At 69.4% G+C, this 17,895-nt stretch carries 14 protein-coding genes; 8 read left to right on the top strand and 6 right to left on the bottom strand.

Annotated elements, in window-relative coordinates; all coding sequences use genetic code 11:
* Positions 1–241: 241 nt before the first annotated feature.
* Together ABZU75_RS33805 and ABZU75_RS33800 are read right to left on the bottom strand one after the other, a co-directional pair.
* Positions 242–748: a flavin reductase family protein gene (locus ABZU75_RS33805; protein WP_355563231.1), complete on the bottom strand. Its 507-nt coding sequence runs from the start codon at positions 746–748 to the stop codon at positions 242–244.
* A 119-nt stretch (positions 749–867) separates the two neighbouring features.
* Positions 868–1,389 carry an NADPH-dependent FMN reductase gene (locus ABZU75_RS33800; RefSeq protein WP_355563228.1) on the bottom strand — a complete coding sequence of 174 codons (522 nt, stop codon included), beginning with the start codon at positions 1,387–1,389 and terminating at the stop codon, positions 868–870.
* A gap of 182 nt (positions 1,390–1,571) precedes the next feature.
* Between ABZU75_RS33800 and ABZU75_RS33795 the strand changes: the two genes are divergently transcribed.
* The 7 genes from ABZU75_RS33795 (at position 1,572) to ABZU75_RS33765 (ending at position 11,711) form a co-directional block, all read left to right on the top strand.
* Entirely contained in the window at positions 1,572–2,465 is an 894-nt protein-coding gene (locus tag ABZU75_RS33795; protein WP_355563225.1) for a glutathione S-transferase C-terminal domain-containing protein, read from the top strand.
* 216 nt (positions 2,466–2,681) lie between these two features.
* Entirely contained in the window at positions 2,682–5,222 is a 2,541-nt protein-coding gene (locus ABZU75_RS33790; protein ID WP_355563222.1) for a glycoside hydrolase family 9 protein, read from the top strand.
* Between the two features lie 78 nt (positions 5,223–5,300).
* Positions 5,301–5,966: a phenylalanine--tRNA ligase beta subunit-related protein gene (locus tag ABZU75_RS33785; RefSeq protein ID WP_355563219.1), complete on the top strand. Its 666-nt coding sequence runs from the start codon at positions 5,301–5,303 to the stop codon at positions 5,964–5,966.
* Positions 5,967–6,160: 194 nt separating this feature from the next.
* Positions 6,161–9,868, top strand: a complete 3,708-nt coding sequence (locus ABZU75_RS33780) for a multifunctional oxoglutarate decarboxylase/oxoglutarate dehydrogenase thiamine pyrophosphate-binding subunit/dihydrolipoyllysine-residue succinyltransferase subunit (protein ID WP_355563216.1) — start codon at positions 6,161–6,163, stop codon at positions 9,866–9,868.
* Between the two features lie 113 nt (positions 9,869–9,981).
* Positions 9,982–10,158 (top strand): DUF6104 family protein, encoded by a 177-nt coding sequence (locus ABZU75_RS33775; protein ID WP_169750152.1) that lies wholly within the window; start codon positions 9,982–9,984, stop codon positions 10,156–10,158.
* A 69-nt stretch (positions 10,159–10,227) separates the two neighbouring features.
* Entirely contained in the window at positions 10,228–11,025 is a 798-nt protein-coding gene (locus ABZU75_RS33770; RefSeq protein ID WP_355563213.1) for a DUF4097 family beta strand repeat-containing protein, read from the top strand.
* The gene (locus ABZU75_RS33765; protein WP_350914319.1) at positions 11,022–11,711 is read left to right on the top strand and encodes a PadR family transcriptional regulator; all 690 of its coding nucleotides are present in this window, start codon (positions 11,022–11,024) and stop codon (positions 11,709–11,711) included. Before ABZU75_RS33770 ends, ABZU75_RS33765 begins: the two co-directional genes overlap by 4 nt.
* 90 nt (positions 11,712–11,801) lie before the next feature.
* On the opposite strand, the gene ABZU75_RS33760 is transcribed toward ABZU75_RS33765, so the two are convergent.
* The 4 genes from ABZU75_RS33760 to ABZU75_RS33745 form a co-directional block, all read right to left on the bottom strand.
* Positions 11,802–12,821: an oxygenase MpaB family protein gene (locus tag ABZU75_RS33760; RefSeq protein ID WP_355563208.1), complete on the bottom strand. Its 1,020-nt coding sequence runs from the start codon at positions 12,819–12,821 to the stop codon at positions 11,802–11,804.
* A 133-nt stretch (positions 12,822–12,954) separates the two neighbouring features.
* Positions 12,955–13,917 (bottom strand): zinc-binding dehydrogenase, encoded by a 963-nt coding sequence (locus ABZU75_RS33755; protein ID WP_355563205.1) that lies wholly within the window; start codon positions 13,915–13,917, stop codon positions 12,955–12,957.
* Between the two features lie 9 nt (positions 13,918–13,926).
* Positions 13,927–14,814 (bottom strand): hypothetical protein, encoded by an 888-nt coding sequence (locus ABZU75_RS33750; protein ID WP_355563202.1) that lies wholly within the window; start codon positions 14,812–14,814, stop codon positions 13,927–13,929.
* A gap of 105 nt (positions 14,815–14,919) precedes the next feature.
* Complete coding sequence (locus tag ABZU75_RS33745; RefSeq protein WP_355563200.1) at positions 14,920–16,380, bottom strand: acetyl-CoA synthetase; 1,461 nt, start codon at positions 16,378–16,380, stop codon at positions 14,920–14,922.
* A 318-nt stretch (positions 16,381–16,698) separates the two neighbouring features.
* On the opposite strand from ABZU75_RS33745, the gene ABZU75_RS33740 reads away from it, so the two are divergent.
* Entirely contained in the window at positions 16,699–17,814 is a 1,116-nt protein-coding gene (locus ABZU75_RS33740) for a serine protease (protein ID WP_355563197.1), read from the top strand.
* Positions 17,815–17,895 lie beyond the last annotated feature (81 nt).

The following is a 17,895-nucleotide window of genomic DNA, read 5'->3' as shown; positions in this document are numbered from 1 at the left end:
GGGCACGCGAAGCCGCCGATTAGAGATATCCGGTATTTAACACTTTCGCCGAAATAAGCGGATTCTCCGCTCGGGCCCGCGCACCGATCACCCGCCGTGCACCCGCGCCTCCGCGTCGCGTTCACCCATCCGGAAATCGGCCATGGAATTCATCAGGGCACCGAAGGTCGGAGCCCACGGAAGGGAACGCTCCATCACGGGACACCCCCTTGCCCGACCAAACGGAAATTCCACTCAACAATCAGGAGTGAGGGGTGAAACGCCCGAAACGGCCCTGGTGGTACAGGAGCGGGCGACCTCCGGGTTCGAGGCTCGTCTCGGTGACGAGTCCGACGACCAGGATGTGATCACCGATGTCGACGGTGGAGTGGGGGGCACAGACCAGGTGAGCCGAGACACCGTCCAGCAGCGGGACGCCCAGGTGCCCCGGGGCCCAGGAGGTGGGTGCGGCGAAGCGGTCGACGCCCTTCCTCGCGAAGCGTGCGGCCAGCTCGGCCTGATCGCTGGCCAGGACGTTCACCGCGAAGTGATCGGCCTGCCGGAGCCAGGGCCAGGTGCTCGACGACTGGTCCACGTAGAAGGAGACCAGCGGGGGCGCAAGGCTGACGGATGCGAATGAGGTGGCCGTGAGACCGACCGGTACGCCCTCGAACTGCGCCGTGACGACGACGACCCCGGCCGCGTGAACGGCCAGCGCCTGCCGGAACCGCTCCGCGTCGACCGCTCGGCCGGACAGGGTCTCGGTCATGACACCTCTCCCAGGGACGGGTGGGGTACCGCCAAGATGCTCCACTTGGTCACTTTTCCCCCTTCGAGGAACAAAAGACACTTCTCAGAACCCATTAATGTCGCCATCTCTTCCCGGCGTCACGCGGGAGTCCGCTGCCCGAGCGCCGCCGCCACCTGCGGGCCGACCCGGTCGGCCCAGGGGCCGAGGACCGCGTCGAGGTCGGCGAGCTGCGACTCCAGCAGCGCGAGGCCCGGCGTGGGAACGACGGCACCCAGCTCCACCAGCAGCGGCCGGAAGTGGACCTCCACCGCCAGGGAGTGCCTGGCGTCCCCCATCACCAGCAGCGGGAGCGCGACGGCCGAGGCGAGGGCGCCACTCGGCAGCCGGTCGAGGAACGCCTTGAGCAGGCCGGTGTAGGTGGCCTTGTAGGTCGGGCTCGCCACCACCAGCACATCGGCACCCGCGAGGAGCTCCAGCGCGGCCTTCACCTCCGGCGCCGTCTCCGGGGCGAACAGCAGCGGAGCCAGGACCGCCAGATCGACGACCTCGGAAGCCTCCTGATCCCCGATCCGCCGGGCCACCGCCTCCGCCGCCGAGATGGCCACTCCGTGAGTGCGCGACCCGGGTCGCGGGTTTCCCACCACGGTCACGATGCTCATGAGGCCACCGGCGCTTTCTGGTCGAAACGGGTCAGATAGCAGCTCATACCGGACAAGCTACGCACCACTCCGGACTAAGTCAATATTTCCTACTTGTTTTGCATGAAACTCTCCAGAGGGCCGAGCCCCACCGACCTCCTCAACCGAATCATATTCGGTTCGGGATCCCGTACCGTCATACCATGAAGCTGGAAAAGGAGATCTCCGGCGACGGCCGCTTCGTCAGGCAGCAGAACCGGTTCACGACACGGATCGAGGCGGGCGGCGAGCATCCGCCGGAGCCCGGCCGCTACCAGATCTACGCCTCCTACGCCTGCCCGTGGGCGCACCGCTCGCTCATCGTCCGCGAGCTGCTGGGCCTGCGGGAGGTGGTCGGGGTGACGATCGTCGATCCGATCAGGGACGAGAAGGGCTGGCGGATACCCGGAGGTGATCCGGTGACGGGAGTGGAGTACCTCTCCGAGCTCTACCTGGCGACCGATCCCGGCTACCAGGGCCGCTACACGGTGCCCTGCGTCTGGGACATCGCCGCCGGGCGCCTGGTCACCAACGACTACCCGCAGATCACCCTCACCCTGGAGACGGCCTTCGCGCCGTGGCACGCCGAGGGCGCACCCGACCTCTACCCCGAGGAACTGCGCGAGGAGATCGACGCGCTGAACGAAGTGATCTTCCACGGCCTCAACAACGGCGTCTACCGGGCCGGGTTCGCCCGCTCCCAGGAGGCGTACGACGAGGCGGTCACCGGCGTGTTCGCCACGCTCGACCTGCTGGAGGAGCGCCTGACCGGCCGGCGCCGCCTGCACGGCGACGCGCTCACCGAGAGCGACGTGCGGCTCTACCCCACGCTCGCCAGGTTCGACGCGGTCTACAACTCGCACTTCAAATGCTCGGTGCGACGGCTCGTCGACTACCCGGCTCTGTGGGCCTACGCCCGCGAGCTGTACGCCATTCCCGCGTTCCGCGACACGACCGACTTCGACCAGATCAAACGGCATTACTTCGTGACACAGACGAACGTCAACCCGAGCGGGATCGTGCCCCGGGGACCGGAGGTCGACTGGACCGCTCCCTGACGCGGCCCCCGGAGGCTCTGAAAGTTTCATCGGGCAAATCGGTCATTCACCCGGTCAGCGGGCGGCCCCGGAGGGGGGCGATTGACTGCGGGCGAAACGCGCTGGAAACATCGGCACATCCTCGCAGTGGGAGCGCTCCCACAAAGACGCTCCCACAGAGACGCTCCCGCCCGACGCTCCCACCGCGAGGCGCATCCCCCGCGTAAAGGACCCCCCGTGATCAGACCACCTGCCTGGCTCGCTCTCGCCACGGCCGCCGCCCTGGTGACCCTGACCCCACTGCCCGCCGCCGCGAACGGCCCCGAACAGATCGTCAACGGCACCTTCGACACCGGCACCGCCCCCTGGTGGAGCACCGGCAACACCGCGCTGGAGATCGAGGACGGACGGCTCTGCGCGGACATCCCCGGTGGCACCGCCAACCCGTGGGACGTCATCGTCGGCCAGAACGACATCCCCCTGGTCAAGGACGAGACGTACGAGTTCTCCTTCTTCGGCGTCGCGACGCCCGGCCGCGTCGCCAGGGCCCTCGTCCAGCTCCCGGTCGACCCCTACACCCAGTACCTGTCGGCCAACCCCGAGCTGAGCGTGTCGGGCAACGACTACCGCTACACCTTCACCTCACCGGTGGACCTGCCAGGCGCGCAGGTGGCGTTCCAACTCGGGGGCAGCGCCACCCCGTGGAGGTTCTGCGTGGACGACGTCTCCCTGAAAGGCGGAGCCGAACCCGACGTCTACCGGCCGGACACCGGACCCCGCGTCCGGGTGAACATGGTCGGCTACCTGCCCGCCGGGCCGAAGAGGGCCACGCTCGTCACCGAGGAGACGGAGCCGGTGGGCTGGAAGCTCCGGCGCGGCGGGCAGGTCGTCGCCCAGGGCGACACCGTCCCGCGCGGCGTCGACGGAAGCTCCGGCCAGAACACGCACTCGATCGACTTCGGCTCGGCCCCCGGCACCGGCATCGCCCCCGGCACCGGCTACACGCTGGAGGCCGACGGCGAGACCAGCCGCCCGTTCGACATCGGCGCCGACGTCTACGACGAGCTCAGGGGTGACGCGCTGAAGTTCTACTACACCCAGCGCAGCGGCATCCCGATCCTCGACACCCTCCGCCCCGGCTACGGCAGGCCCGCCGGGCACGCGGGCGTGGCCCCCAACCAGGGGGACGTCGAGGTGCCCTGCCAGCCGGGCGTCTGTGACTACACGCTGAACGTCAAGGGGGGCTGGTACGACGCGGGCGACCACGGCAAGTACGTCGTCAACGGCGGTATCTCCGTCCACCAGCTGATGTCCGCCTTCGAGCGCGCCAAGGCCGACGGCATCCACTCCGACGGTGATCTCAACATCCCCGAGAGCGGCAACGGGGTCCCCGACATCCTCGACGAGGCCCGCTGGGAGCAGGAGTTCCTGCTCAGCATGCAGGTCCCGGACGGCCGGCCACACGCGGGGATGGTCCACCACAAGATCCACGACGCCGCGTGGACGGGCCTGCCGCTCCTGCCCCACCTCGACGCGCAGCGGCGCGAGCTGCACCCGGTCTCCACCGCCGCCACCCTCAACCTGGCCGCCACCGCGGCCCAGGCGGCCCGGCTCTTCGCCCCGTACGACGCCGCGTTCGCCGCGCGCAACCTCGCCGCCGCCAGGAAGGCCTGGGCCGCGGCCAAGGCCGACCCCGCACGGTACGCCGACCCCTCCGACGGGGTGGGCGGCGGCACCTACGACGACAACAACGTGACCGACGAGTTCTACTGGGCCGCCGCCGAGCTCTATCTCACCACCGCCGAGAAGGAGTTCAAGGACTACGTGCTCGCCTCGCCGCACCACACCGGCGACATCTGGCGCGAGCGCGGCTTCGACTGGGGCAACACCGCCCAGCTCGGCCGCCTGCAGCTGGCCGCGGTGCCCAACGCGCTCCCCGACCGGGCACGGGTGCGCCAATCGGTACTGGAGGGCGCCGACAGGTATCTCGCCGTCCAGAAGGCCCACCCCTACGGCGTCCCGTACAACCCGTCGACCTACGACTGGGGCTCCAACAACCTGGTGCTCAACAACATGGTCGTGATGGCCGTCGCCCACGACCTCAGCGGCGAGGCGAAGTATCGCGACGGGGTGCTGGAGGGGCTGGACTACCTCTTCGGGCGCAACGCCCTCAACCAGTCGTACGTGACCGGCTACGGCGAGGTCGCCGCCAAGAACCAGCACAGCCGCTGGTACGCCCACCAGCTCGACCCGTCCCTGCCCAACCCGCCGCGCGGCACCCTGGCGGGCGGCCCGAACTCCAGCATCCAGGACCCGGTGGCCCAGGCCAAGCTCAGGGGTTGCGCGCCCCAGTTCTGCTACATCGACGACATCGAGTCGTGGTCCACCAACGAGCTGACCATCAACTGGAACTCCCCGCTCGCCTGGATCGCCTCCTACCTGGACACCCCCGCCGCCGCCGGGGTGTGCAAGGTGACCTACACCAACCACGGCCAGTGGCCCGAGGGGTTCAACACCCAGGTCACCGTCACCAACACCGGCAAGAAGGCCATCGACGGCTGGACCCTGAAGTGGTCCTTCCTCGGCGGCCAGAGCGTCCGGCGGCACTGGAGCGCCGACATCTCCCAGGACGGCGCGACCGTGACCGCCAGGAACCTCAGCTGGAACAAGACCATCAGACCCGGCGACTCGGTCACCTTCGGCTTCATCGGCGCCGACGCCCCGGGCCCCAACCCCAAGCCGGAACGCCTGCTCCTCAACGGCACCCTCTGCGGATGATCGGCGCGGGGTGGCCGTCCACTGGACGGCCACCCCGTCCTTCCTCGCCGCGCCGCGCACGCCGCCTAAACTGGGGCCGTGATCGAGGACATCTGGGTGGACCCCGCCGTCAGCGCGCTCAGGCCGGACTTCGCGGTGCTGGTGATAGGGGTGTACGGGCTGCGCAACGGGCCGACGGACGACAGGTCGCGGACCTGGCTGGCGGAGGCGGCCGAGAAGGCGGTGGCGGTCGACGACGCGAGGGTCGAGGCGTGGCGGGAAACATACCGGGCATTCGGCGCCAAGCCCCAGCGGACCCGGCCCTCGGTGGACGCCCTGGTCAGACGGATGCCGCCGCCGGAGATCAACCGGGTGGTCGACGCCTACAACGCGATCAGCATCAGGCACGGCCTGCCGATCGGCGGAGAGGACCTGACCCGCTACGAGGGGACGGCAAGGCTGGTGCGCGCGGCCGGCGACGAGCCGTTCGAGGTCGTCGAGAGAGGCGAGCCGGCGATCGACCACCCGGAGATCGGCGAGGTCGTCTGGCGTGACGACAGGGGGGTCACCTGCCGCCGGTGGAACTGGCGGCAGTGCGTCCGCACCCGGATCACCGAGGAGACGACGGACGCGCTGTTCCTGCTGGAGCGACTCGCACCCCTGTCCATCGAGGAGTTGCGGGCCGCCGGAGACGAACTGGCCGGCCTGCTCGAAGATGTTACCCCGGAGATACAGACAGAGTTCCGACTGGTCGGATTGGATTGACGAAGCCCGCCGGGTCCGGCTGACCAGGGACTCAGCGGGCAAAACGGTTACCCAGGAGGTGACCGTTTTAAACAGTTCTGAGAGGATCGACAAGGAAGCTGTGGCCAGAGTGGCGCAGGTCCGGGCCGAGGCGAGTAGCCTTGGACAGGTTCTCTATCATCAACGCCGATCTGCGGAAGAGGGCGATTTCCGCCGTGTCGTCTGAGTCGTCGCGGACAAACCCGCTGGCAGCCTTTGGCCAGAACGAGTGGCTGGTCGACGAGCTGTACCAGAAATACCTCCAGGACCCCGAGTCGGTCGACCGGGCCTGGTGGAGCTTCTTTGCCGACTACAGCCCTGATGCAGGGGCCGGCAGAGTCGCTCCCCCGGGTGCGGCGACCGCCGCGTCCACTCCTCCGACACCCACCGCTTCCTCGACCCCGGCTGCCCCAGTCCGGGCCGCCGCGGCTCCGGCCGCCCCGGCCCCCGTGACGACGACCCCAGCGCCGGCGGCGGCCAAGGCCGCCCCGGCGGACCGATCCAAGCAGGAGACGCAGTTGCCCGCCGGTGCCGAGGAAGTTCGACTACGCGGCGCGGCCGCGAGGACTGCCGCCAACATGGAGGCCAGCCTTGTGGTCCCGACGGCGACCAGCGTGCGCGCGGTCCCGGCGAAGCTGCTGATCGACAACCGGATCGTGATCAACAACCACCTGTCGCGCGGTCGCGGCGGCAAGGTGTCGTTCACGCATCTCATCGGCTACGCGGTGATCAAGGCCCTCAAGGTCCTGCCGGAGATGAACCACTCCTACGCCGAGGTCGACGGCAAGCCGGCGCTGGTCAAGCCCGAGCACGTCAACCTGGGCCTGGCCATCGACGTCGCCAAGAGCGACGGCACCCGTCAGCTCCTGGTCCCGTCGATCAAGGCGACCGAGCAGATGGACTTCCGCCAGTTCTGGGTCGCCTACGAGGACGTGGTGCGCAAGGCCAGGGCGGGCAAGCTGGGAGTCGACGACTTCGCCGGCACCACGATCTCGCTGACCAACCCGGGCACCATCGGCACCGTGCACTCGGTGCCGCGCCTGATGCCGGGGCAGGGCACGATCATCGGCGTCGGCGCGATGGAGTACCCCGCGGAGTACCAGGGCGCCTCCCCTGACACGCTCTCCCGCCTCGCGGTGAGCAAGGTCATGACGATCACCAGCACCTACGACCACCGGATCATCCAGGGCGCCCAGTCCGGCGACTTCCTGCGCCAGGTCCACCGGCTGCTGCTGGGCGAGGACGGCTTCTACGACGAGATCTTCGAGGCCCTCCGGATCCCGTACGAGCCGATCCGCTGGGTCCAGGACATCTCCACCACGCACGACGACGACGTGGCGAAGTCCGCGCGTGTCATAGAGCTGATCCACGCCTTCCGGGTCCGCGGCCACCTGATGGCGGACACCGACCCGCTGGAGTACAAGCAGCGCAAGCACCCCGACCTCGACATCAAGTCGCACGGTCTGACCCTCTGGGACCTGGAGCGCGAGTTCGCCACCGGCGGCTTCGGCGGCCGGCCCCTGATGAAGCTGCGCGACATTCTCGGCGTGCTGCGTGACTCCTACTGCCGGACCATCGGCGTGGAGTACATGCACATGCAGAACCCTGAGGAGCGCGCCTGGATCCAGGCGCGCGTCGAGCGGCCGCACGCCAAGCCCGACCGCACCGAGCAGCTGCGTGTCCTGGAGCGGCTGAACACCGCCGAGGCGTTCGAGACGTTCCTGCAGACGAAGTTCGTGGGGCAGAAGCGCTTCTCGCTGGAGGGCGGCGAGTCGCTGATCCCGCTGCTCGACTCGGTGCTGAGCGCCGCGGCCGAGGAGCGGCTCGACGAGGCCGTGGTCGGCATGGCCCACCGCGGTCGCCTCAACGTGCTGGCCAACATCGTCGGCAAGTCGTACGGGCAGATCTTCGGCGAGTTCGAGGGCAACATCGACCCGCGCAGCGCCCACGGCTCCGGTGACGTGAAGTACCACCTGGGTGCCAGCGGCGACTTCGTCTCGCCCGACGGTTCCAAGCTCAGGACCTCGGTCGTGGCCAACCCCTCCCACCTGGAGACGGTCGACCCGGTCCTGGAGGGCGTGGTCCGCGCCAAGCAGGACCTCCTGGAGCGCGGCGAGGAGGGCTTCACCGTCCTGCCCGTGCTCGTCCACGGCGACGCGGCCTTCGCGGGCCAGGGCGTGGTGGCCGAGACCCTCAACCTGTCGCAGCTGCGCGGCTACCGCACCGGCGGCACCGTGCACATCGTGGTCAACAACCAGGTCGGCTTCACCACCAGCCCGGCCAGCTCGCGTTCCAGCGTGTACGCCACCGACGTGGCCCGGATGATCCAGGCCCCGATCTTCCACGTCAACGGCGACGACCCCGAGGCCGTGGTCCGGGTCGGCCGCCTGGCCTTCGAGTACCGCCAGGCGTTCCGCAAGGACGTCGTGATCGACCTGATCTGCTACCGGCGTCGCGGCCACAACGAGATGGACAACCCGGGCTTCACCCAGCCGCTGATGTACGACCTGATCGACGCCAAGCGCTCCACCCGCAAGCTCTACACCGAGGCGCTGATCGGCCGGGGCGACATCACGGTCGAGGAGGCCGAGGGCGCGCTCCGCGACTACCAGGCCAAGCTGGAGAACGCCTTCGCCGAGACCCGCGCGGCGGCCAACGCGTCGACGGACGAGTTCTCCCGCCCGATCGACATGGAGAACATCCCCTGGTCCCACGAGGACGTCAAGACGGCCATCTCCGAGGAGACCGTCAAGCGGATCGTGGAGACCCAGCTCAACATGCCCGAGGGCTTCACCGTCCACCCGCGCCTGCTGCCGGTGCTGCAGCGTCGCGGGCAGATGGTCACCGAGGAGCGCATCGACTGGGGCATGGGCGAGACCCTGGCGTTCGGATCGCTGCTGATCGACGGTCACCCGGTCCGCCTCGTCGGCCAGGACTCCCGGCGCGGCACGTTCACCCAGCGGCACGCCGTGCTGGTCGACCGGGTCACGGGCGAGGAGCACACCCCGCTCAAGACGTTCAACCAGGGCACCACGAAGTTCTACGTCTATGACTCCCTGTTGAGCGAGTACGCCGCGCTCGGCTTCGAGTACGGCTACAGCGTGGAGCGGCCCGAGGCCCTGGTCGCCTGGGAGGCGCAGTTCGGCGACTTCGTCAACGGCGCTCAGTCGATCATCGACGAGTACCTCACCTCGGGCGAGCAGAAGTGGGGCCAGCGCTCCGGCGTCACCCTGCTGCTGCCGCACGGCTACGAGGGACAGGGCCCCGACCACTCCTCGGCTCGCATCGAGCGCTTCCTGCAGATGTGCGCCCAGGACAACATGACCGTCGCGCAGCCCACGGTGCCGGCCAACTACTTCCACCTGTTGCGCTGGCAGACGCTGTCGAACCGGCACCGCCCGCTGGTGGTGTTCACGCCCAAGTCGCTGCTGCGGCACAAGGCGGCGATCTCGTCGGTCGGCGAGTTCACCTCGGGGTCGTTCCAGCCGGTGCTCGGCGACACCACCGTCACCCCGACCGGCGTCCGCAAGGTCGTGCTGGTCTCCGGCAAGCTCTACTACGACCTGGCGGCGGCCCGCGACAAGCAGGGCCGCAACGACGTGGCGATCGTCCGTCTTGAGCGGCTCTACCCGTTCCCAGGCAACCCGCTGGAGGTCGAGCTGAGCCGTTACTCCGCCGACGTCGAGCTGGTGTGGGCGCAGGACGAGCCGCTCAACATGGGGCCGTGGCCGTTCCTGGCGCTCAAGATGGCCGAGAACCCGGGCGTCTTCGGCGGCCGCGTGATCAAGCGGGTCTCCCGCAAGGCCAACTCCTCCCCGGCGACCGGCTCGCACTCGGCCCACGAGGCCGAGCTGCAGCAGATGCTGGGCGAGGTCTTCGTCTAGAGGAAGGGACCGCCGACCGGCGGTCCGCAGTGCAGGCGTCACCACGGAAGTCCCCCGCAGGAACCTCTGCGGGGGACTTCCCCGTTATGGCAAGTGTCACCACGAGGAGAACGATGTACTTCACCGATCGGGGCATCGAGGAGCTCGTCGAGCGTCGTGGCCAGGAGGAGGTCACCATCGGGTGGCTGGCCGAGCGGCTGCGCGAGTTCGTCGACCTGAACCCGGACTTCGAGACTCCGGTGGAACGGCTGGCCACCTGGCTGGCCCGGCTGGACGACGAGGACGATTGAAATAACGCGATATATCTTGACCTCCCGGCCGACGCGACATATCGTGTCATGCACAAGGAGGTCACGAACATGCGGCAGTGGACCATCGAGAAACCAGAGCAGCTCACCTTCGACTCCGTGAGAAAGCTGAACGTGCGCATCGTGGCGGGCAGGCTGGCGGTGCTGGCCGGCGACGGCCCCGCCACGCTTGAGGTCACCGAGGTGGACACCACACCGCTGCTCGTCACCCATGACGACGACGGCACACTCACCGTCACCTACAAGGACCTGACCTGGGACGGCCTGCTGGGCTGGCTGCGCCCGGGGCGACGCCGGGCGACGCTGACGCTGACCGCGCCCAAGGGCTGCCCGATCAACGTGGGGGTGGTCTCCGCCTCCGCGGTCGTCTCCGGATTCGAGGACCGCACCTCGGTCAGGGGCGTCTCGGGCGACATCGTGCTCGACGGGGTGAGCGGGGAGATCAACGCCGACACCGTCTCCGGCGACGTGGAGAGCCGCGACCTGGTCGGCGACCTGTCGTTCAAGAGTGTCTCCGGCGAGCTGACCGTGGCGCAGGGCACCCCCCGGCGTCTCAGCGTCACCACCGTCTCCGGCCGGATCACCGCCGACCTGGAGCTCCCGCCGACCGGTCATGTGACGCTGAACAGCGTCACCGGCGACATCGTGCTCAGGCTCCCGCACGCCGTGGACGCCGATGTCAAGATCCGCTCCACCTCGGGCAGGCTCGACACCGCCTTCTCCGAACTCCATCACTCCACCCAGACCGGCACGAGGTCGCTGACCGGCCGGATCGGCGGCGGCATGGCCTCCCTGACGGCGCACACCGTCTCCGCCGATGTCACCCTGCTGAAGGGAGCCCAAGCATGAGCCCGGTTTTCGGTCATGGAAGGCTCCGGCTCTATCTCCTGAAGCTGCTGGAGGAGAGCCCCCGCCACGGTTACGAGGTGATCCGGCTGCTCCAGGATCGCTTCCTCGGCGTCTACTCCCCCTCGCCCGGCACGATCTACCCGCGCCTGGCCCGTCTGGAGGAGGAGGGGCTGGTCACCCACGAGGTCGTGAACGGCAAGAAGGTCTTCACGATCAGCGACCGGGGCCGCGCCGAGCTCAACGACCGCCTCGACGAGCTCGCCGATCTGGAGCAGGAGATCTCCGACTCGGTCCGCGACATCGCCCGCGAGGTCAAGGAGGACGTGCGCGACACCGTGAAGTCGCTGCGCGAGGAGCTCACCCAGATGGCACGTGACGTGCGCCAGGGCTCCAGGTACGAGGAGAAGCAGGCCAAGCACGACCAGCGCAGGGCCTGGCGCGAGCAGAAGACGGAATGGCAGCGCCAGAAGCACGAGTGGAAGGACGACTGGAAGCGGATCTGGGCCGCCGGCTTCACCGGCGAGGGGTCACACGCCGGCGACGCCCGGCTCGGGCAGATGCTGGCCGAGTTCGCCGAGGAGGTCCACAGGGACGCGTCGAACGCGCAGGTCACCGAGGAGACCCTGGCCACCGCGCAGGACGCCCTGTACGACGCGGCCCGCCGCATCCGCGAAGCGCTCCGGTAACCACCCGTCCTCCCCCGCCGACGCGCGCCGGTCCGCGCCCCCGCCACGCGACGCGCGCGGACCGGCGGCACCCGGAGCGGCGGCCTTTCCTCAGGCGACGCGCATGGCGCGGGTGAGCCGCTCCTGTGCGCGTGCCGCCCGCCTGGCGTGATAGGCGATCGGCAGATATCTGGCCCGCTCGGGCAGGCGTGGCATCGTCACGGCGACCGCCCTGCCGAGACGGCGCAACCGCACCTCGTCCCTGGCGGTCCACGGCAGTTCCAGCTTCCGGCGGACGGCGTCCGGCAGCGTGCCGACCGTGACGAAGTGGTTGAGCCGGCCCGAGGTCAGACCGAGCGGGCGCCACAGTGCCCGCAGCGGCCCGCGGAGCAGCGGCGGTGCCCCCACGGTGAGCGTGGTCTCCAGCACGTCGTGCGCCGTCGGATGGTTCTCCAGCGTGTTGTCGACCATGTCGTGGAAGTAGGTCCAGTAGTCGTCGACCGTGGCGGGGAACATCCGCTCGGGGACCCGCAGGATCCGGCCCAGGCGGATGATCTCCTCGTACAGGCGCCGCTCCTCCTGCGGGGTGTACGGCCGCTCGCCGAAGTACCTCGCCATGGTGACGGCGCGCTCGAAGGCGGTCAGGTGCACCCAGGCGTACGGTCCCGCGCTCAGCGCGTGGTAGCTCCTGCCCTGCGCGTCGACGCCGCTGATGTCCTTGTGCATCTCACGCAGACGCTTGCCCTCCTCGATGGCCTGCGGCCCTCCGTACACCCAGGTCTGCAGCGAGTTGAGCGAGCGGGTGAGCCGTCCCCACGGGTCGGACCGGTAGACCGACTGCCGGCCGACCGCGGCACCGATCGCCGGGTGCATGACCTGCATGATGAGACCGCCGCCGAGCAGGAACATCAGCCGCTGGTCGCCCATCCCGTCCCAGAGCAGGTCACCGGGGCCGAACGGTTCGGGATCGCTGCGCGCGTGCTCGCCGTCCCCCGCCTCGGGGAGAGTCGGGACGGCGCTCACCACCGGGCCGCCGCGCGTGCCGGGACCGCCGTACGCGGAGGAGCCGGCGGGCGCGGCGAGGGGGGCGCGCGGCGCGTCGGGGTCGCGGTGCGCGGTTGAGTCGGTCATTCCGGGCCTCCCGGGCGATACATCGCTCATCCGTGTTCTATCACCCGGGAGGCGGAAAAGTAACCCATTACTTACGTGCGTGATCGGGAACACATCGGTGCCCGGCCGCGCTCCGCTCCGCCGCGGACCGCGTTCACCCCGGCAGCGTGAAGACGACCTTCCCGAAGAGCTCGCCCTCGTGCATGGCCGCGATGCCCTCGCGGGCCTCGGTCAGCGGGAGGACCCGGTCGATCAGCGGGCGGGTACCCGTCTGCTCCATGAAGCGGGCGAGCCTGCCCAGCTGGTCACGGGTGCCCATGGTGGAGCCGATCACCGAGAGCTGCAGGAAGAAGATGCGGTTCAGCTCGGCCGGCGGAACCACTCCACTGGTCGCGCCTGAGATCACGATCCGTCCACCGGGGCGCAGCGCCTTCAGCGAATGCGCCCAGGTCGCCTGGCCGACGGTCTCCATCACCGCGTCGACCCGCTCGGGCAGCCGGGCACCGTCCTCGAACACCTGGTCGGCGCCCAGCTCCAGGGCCCGCGCCCGCTTCTTCTCAGAGCGGCTGGTCGCCCAGATCCGGTATCCCCCGGCCCGGCCCAGCAGGATCAGCGCGGTGGCCACGCCACCGCCCGCGCCCTGGACCAGCACCGTCGAGCCCGGCTCCAGCCCGGCCTTGTCGAACAGCATGCGGTAGGCGGTCAACCAGGCCGTCGGCAGACAGGCGGCCTCCTCGAAGCTGAGCGCGGCGGGCTTGGGCACGAGGTTGCGCCTGGGCACGACGACCCGCTCGGCGAAGGTGCCGTCGTACTTCTCCGACAGCAGGGAACGCTTCGGGTCGAGCGTCTCGTCGGCACCGTTGCCGATCACCGAGTGCACGATGACCTCGTTGCCGTCCTCGTCGTACCCCGCCGCGTCGGTGCCGAGCACCATCGGGAGCTGCTCCGCGCGGATGCCCACGCCCTTCAGGGTGAAAAGGTCGTGATGGTTGAGCGAGACCGCTCTCACCGTGACGGTGGCCCACCCCTCGGGGACCTGGGGTTCCGGGCGCTCACCAAGGGTGAGACCGGCGAGCGGGTTGTCGGGATCGATCTGCGTGGCGGTTACAGCGAACATGGCCGCACCCTACGCTGTCCGCCTGACGACTATTTCAGCGACCGTCCTTTCCACGTGCCCCCGCTCTCCCGAGGCCGCCACGTACACACCGTCCTGACAGGTCTCGGCGGAGAAGCGGCGCCGCTGCTCGATCACGGAGAGCTCGATCGCCGCGACGTCGCAGCCGGGCACCGGCGCCAGCACGAGCAGCGTCTCCCTGGCCCCGCCGAACCACAGCTGCGGCCCCACCTGCTCGCCGCGGAAGGTCTCCCCCGCCCCGGCCAGCCGCACCGGAGCCCGAGCGTCGAGCACGAGGTAGCCGCCCCTGGTCACCCTGCCGCGCAGGTTGCGCGCCCAGAGCATGCGCTGCTCGAAGGGCATGCCGTCCTTGAGATCGCGCAGCGCCACGAACCAGGGGTTGAACGCGAACAGCAGCACCTCCCCCTCGGCGGGGCTCATCGGGTGCCAGAGCGTGACCTGCCCGGCCAGCTTCCGGATCATCGGCCTGCCCATCGCCACCCCGGCCGGCCCTCCCGGTGGCACGGTCAGCTGCCGGTACGTGCCGGCCTCCCCGTCGAGCCTGCCCGTCATCGCGGGCCGGACCCCCAGCCTGGCCAGGCCCAGTTCCGCCGGGTAGTCGACCTCCGCCGCCGAGCCGTCGGGGAAGACCACGTTGAGGATCTCCCTGCCGCCCCTGCGACGGGGCCGGGGGTAGAGCACGTTGGAGACCTCCTTGGCGCCGGCCACCGTCCGGGTGGGCACCGGCGGCGGGAGCGGCGGGACCGCGCCGGGCTCCCGGCCGGCCAGCAGGACCAGCACCGGCACCACCAGGAGCGCCGCCAGCACCGCGGCACCGATCCAGCGCCGAGGTCCCCGCGGGGACCTCGCCTCGATGGTGTCGTATCGGCCACCGGCCACGTCCTGGGCCGCCTCCTGCGGAGAAGGTATGGTACGACTCCATCTTCGGATTCGGGCGATCTCGATACCAGCACGGATCAGAGTCGATACCCGCCGGGGAGGCCGTCACCAGGTCGCGACGTTCACCGGCCCTTCGGGGACCAGGCGCACCTCGGCGCCGACCAGTTCCCGCGACTCGGCCTCGGCGATCAGATCGGGCCCGCGGACGTGGGCGTGTGCCCGGCCGCCACCGGGAAGGTCGGCGATCAGGATGCCTCGTTCGGCCGCTCCGTCCCTGCCGTGCGCGACCGTGTATCCGGCGACGGTCGCGGGTCCCTCGTAGGAGTCCGCGATCGGCACCGGTTCCGCGACGTACACCGGCGCGGCGTCGCCCAGGGCGCCGCCGGGCTCGGTGGACCAGACCGCATAGGTGTGCTTGGTCAGGTGCATGCCGACTCCGGTGACCAGCCCGTGGCCCGGCGCGGCCCGCAGGCGCTCGGCCATCGCCGCCGTGGAGTGCAGGACGTAGTCACTGGCCGGACCCCCCGCGTACGGCAGGCCACCCGTGACGGTCAGCCCTCGCGGGTCGAGCGGGTCGAGCCCCCCTGCCGCGCAGGCGGCGCGGAGCGCGATCGCGAAACAGCTGTAGAGGTCCAGCGCGGACATCTCGTCGAGACCGGTCCCCGCCCGCGCGAAGGCCGCCCGCGCCGCGGCTGCCATGGCCGGCGAGGAGCCGAGCACGGGACGGGCCGCCACCTCCCAGGTGTCCTCGGCGTAGGACCATCCTCGCAGGTAGACGCGCCTGTCTCGGGGGATGCCGAGCCGGTCGGCGAGCCCGGCGCTGACCAGGATCGCGGCGGCGGCCTGGTCCACCTCCATGACCGCGACGGTGCGCCTGGTGTAGGGCCAGCCGACGATGCGGTTGTCCACGGCCGGGGTGACCAGTTCCGAGGGCTTTCCGACCTCCCGGTACCAGGCGTGCGGGTTGGCCGCGGCGATCTCGGTCATCGGGGCCATCATCAGCCCTCGTGCCGCCCGTTCCTCCTCGATGGACTCGCCCGCCGCCGCCCGCCGGGCCGTTTCCATGATCGCGTAGGTGTGGACGGGCAGGAACAGCTCGTGGGCCAGCTCGGCCGGGTGCGGGGGCCGCTCCCAGCCGTAGGGCGGCTTGGGATTCGCCGGATGGCTCCACGCCACGCGCTCTCCCGCCCTGCGCAGGGCCCTGCGCGTGGCCAGCGCCTCGGCTCCGGCGACCAAGGCGGCGTCCAGCTCACCCCTGGCGATCATCGAGGCCGCCTCCCCGAGGAGCAGTTGCGGTGCCGTACCGCTCACCTTGGAGTAGGCCCGGTGGCGGGGAGCGGCGCCGAGCCGCTCGGCGAGCCTGGCCGTCGGGTCGTCGTACTGCCAGGACTCGGTGTAGACGACCTGGATCGAGTCGAGGGCGTTCAGCAGACCTGGGGCCCCGGCGTCGGCGGCGGCCTCGCGGGCGACGAGTTCCCACAGATCCAACGGCTCGGGCCCCGGCTGGATGCGGACCGTGTGCTGGGCGACGCCGACAAGGCATGGGGTACGGGGATCTCCACTCATGCCGACATCCAACCAGAACATAATTCGGTTTAATAGGCCGAGGGTGCCGGAGTTACTCGAGAAACCTTCGGTAATCGCTGTTACCAATGGTGCCACAGATGCCCACAGAGGCCTCCAATACCCGTGATGACCTGCGAAAATGCCTATTTGTTAAACCATAACAAATCGCTATTTAAATAACGAGATCGCATCGCCTGGAACCATTCAATGCTTTTTCCCGTCAATTCCTCGCCGAGTGCTCGATTCAGTCAGTAACGTTCCGATCGTTTTCCCGGCGAGGAGAGGTCCCGTCTCCACGCCGAGCGCGAAAGGAGCTTCATGAATTCCCGAGCACGGCGCCTCACGATCCCCCTCACCGGCGTTCTCATGATCGCCGGAGTGATCGGCGCCACCACAGGCGCCAACGCCGCTCAAGCCCCCAACGATGTGGTCAGTTCCCCGGCCTCTGAGACGGCCACGGAGGCCACCTCCTTCTGGTCGCCCGAGCGCATGCGCAAGGCCACGGACGCCACCGGCGACCTCGACCTGAGCATCAAGGGCGGCAAGGCCTCCGGCGCCGCGGGCCCCGACGGCCCCGGCGGAGCGGTCCCGCCGATCGGCGAGGAGGGCGCCAAGTCCTCCAAGAGCAAGCACGTCAACCTGCCCAACACCGTCGGCCGCGTCTTCTTCACCCTGCCCGGCGCCAACCCGGCGGACCCGAAGAGCTGGAAGTACTGCTCCGGCAGTTCCGTCCAGGGCAAGTACCGCAACGTGGTCGCCACCTCCGCGCACTGCGTCTACGACGTGAAGACCAACCAGTTCTACGACAACTGGATCTTCATCCCGTCCTACTGGGACGGCGACCAGGCGTGGGACGGCAAGAACCCCTACGGCATCTACGCGGCCAAGTGGTTCAACGCGCACGACGACTTCGTGGTGAAGGAGGACTACGACTACGACTACGCCTTCGTCAACGTCCACTCCGGGTTCAAGGTGAACTGGGAGAAGGACAAGGACGGCAAGTGGCACCCGATCATCAAGAAGGTCGGGCGGCTCGGCGACAACGTCGGCGGCCAGGGCTTCGCCTGGAACCAGAAGATCAATAACACGGTCTTCGCCTTCGGCTACCCGGCCGGACTGCACCCCGACGGCGACAAGCCCTTCTCCGGCCGCACGATGAAGTGGTGCTACGGCAAGACCGGCGCCATGCCGGCCGCGCCGAAGTACAACGTCCAGGAGCACATCGGCTTCAAGTGCGCCTTCACCGCGGGCGCGAGCGGCGGCCCGTGGCTCTACAAGTACAAGAGCTCCAGCCGGACCGGCTACCTGGTCGGCGTCAACAGCATCGCCTGGGACACCGACAAGAACGACCGGTACGACAAGATCTCCTCGCCGTACTTCAACAGCGACACCTACAAGGTCTACAAGGCCGCGGCCAACCGCTGGACCGACTGACCCGCGCGACGCGCAGCGTCGCCAATGGCCCGTGAGACCGCGCCGGCGACTGGACCGAGGAGAGCGGGGTCGCGAGGAACG

The organism is Streptosporangium sp. NPDC005286 (genome assembly GCF_040607515.1).
In the GTDB taxonomy this organism is placed as follows: Bacteria; Actinomycetota; Actinomycetes; order Streptosporangiales; family Streptosporangiaceae; genus Streptosporangium.
The sequence above is the reverse complement of the archived record's forward strand: the minus strand, read 5'-3'. Positions and strand labels throughout refer to the sequence as shown.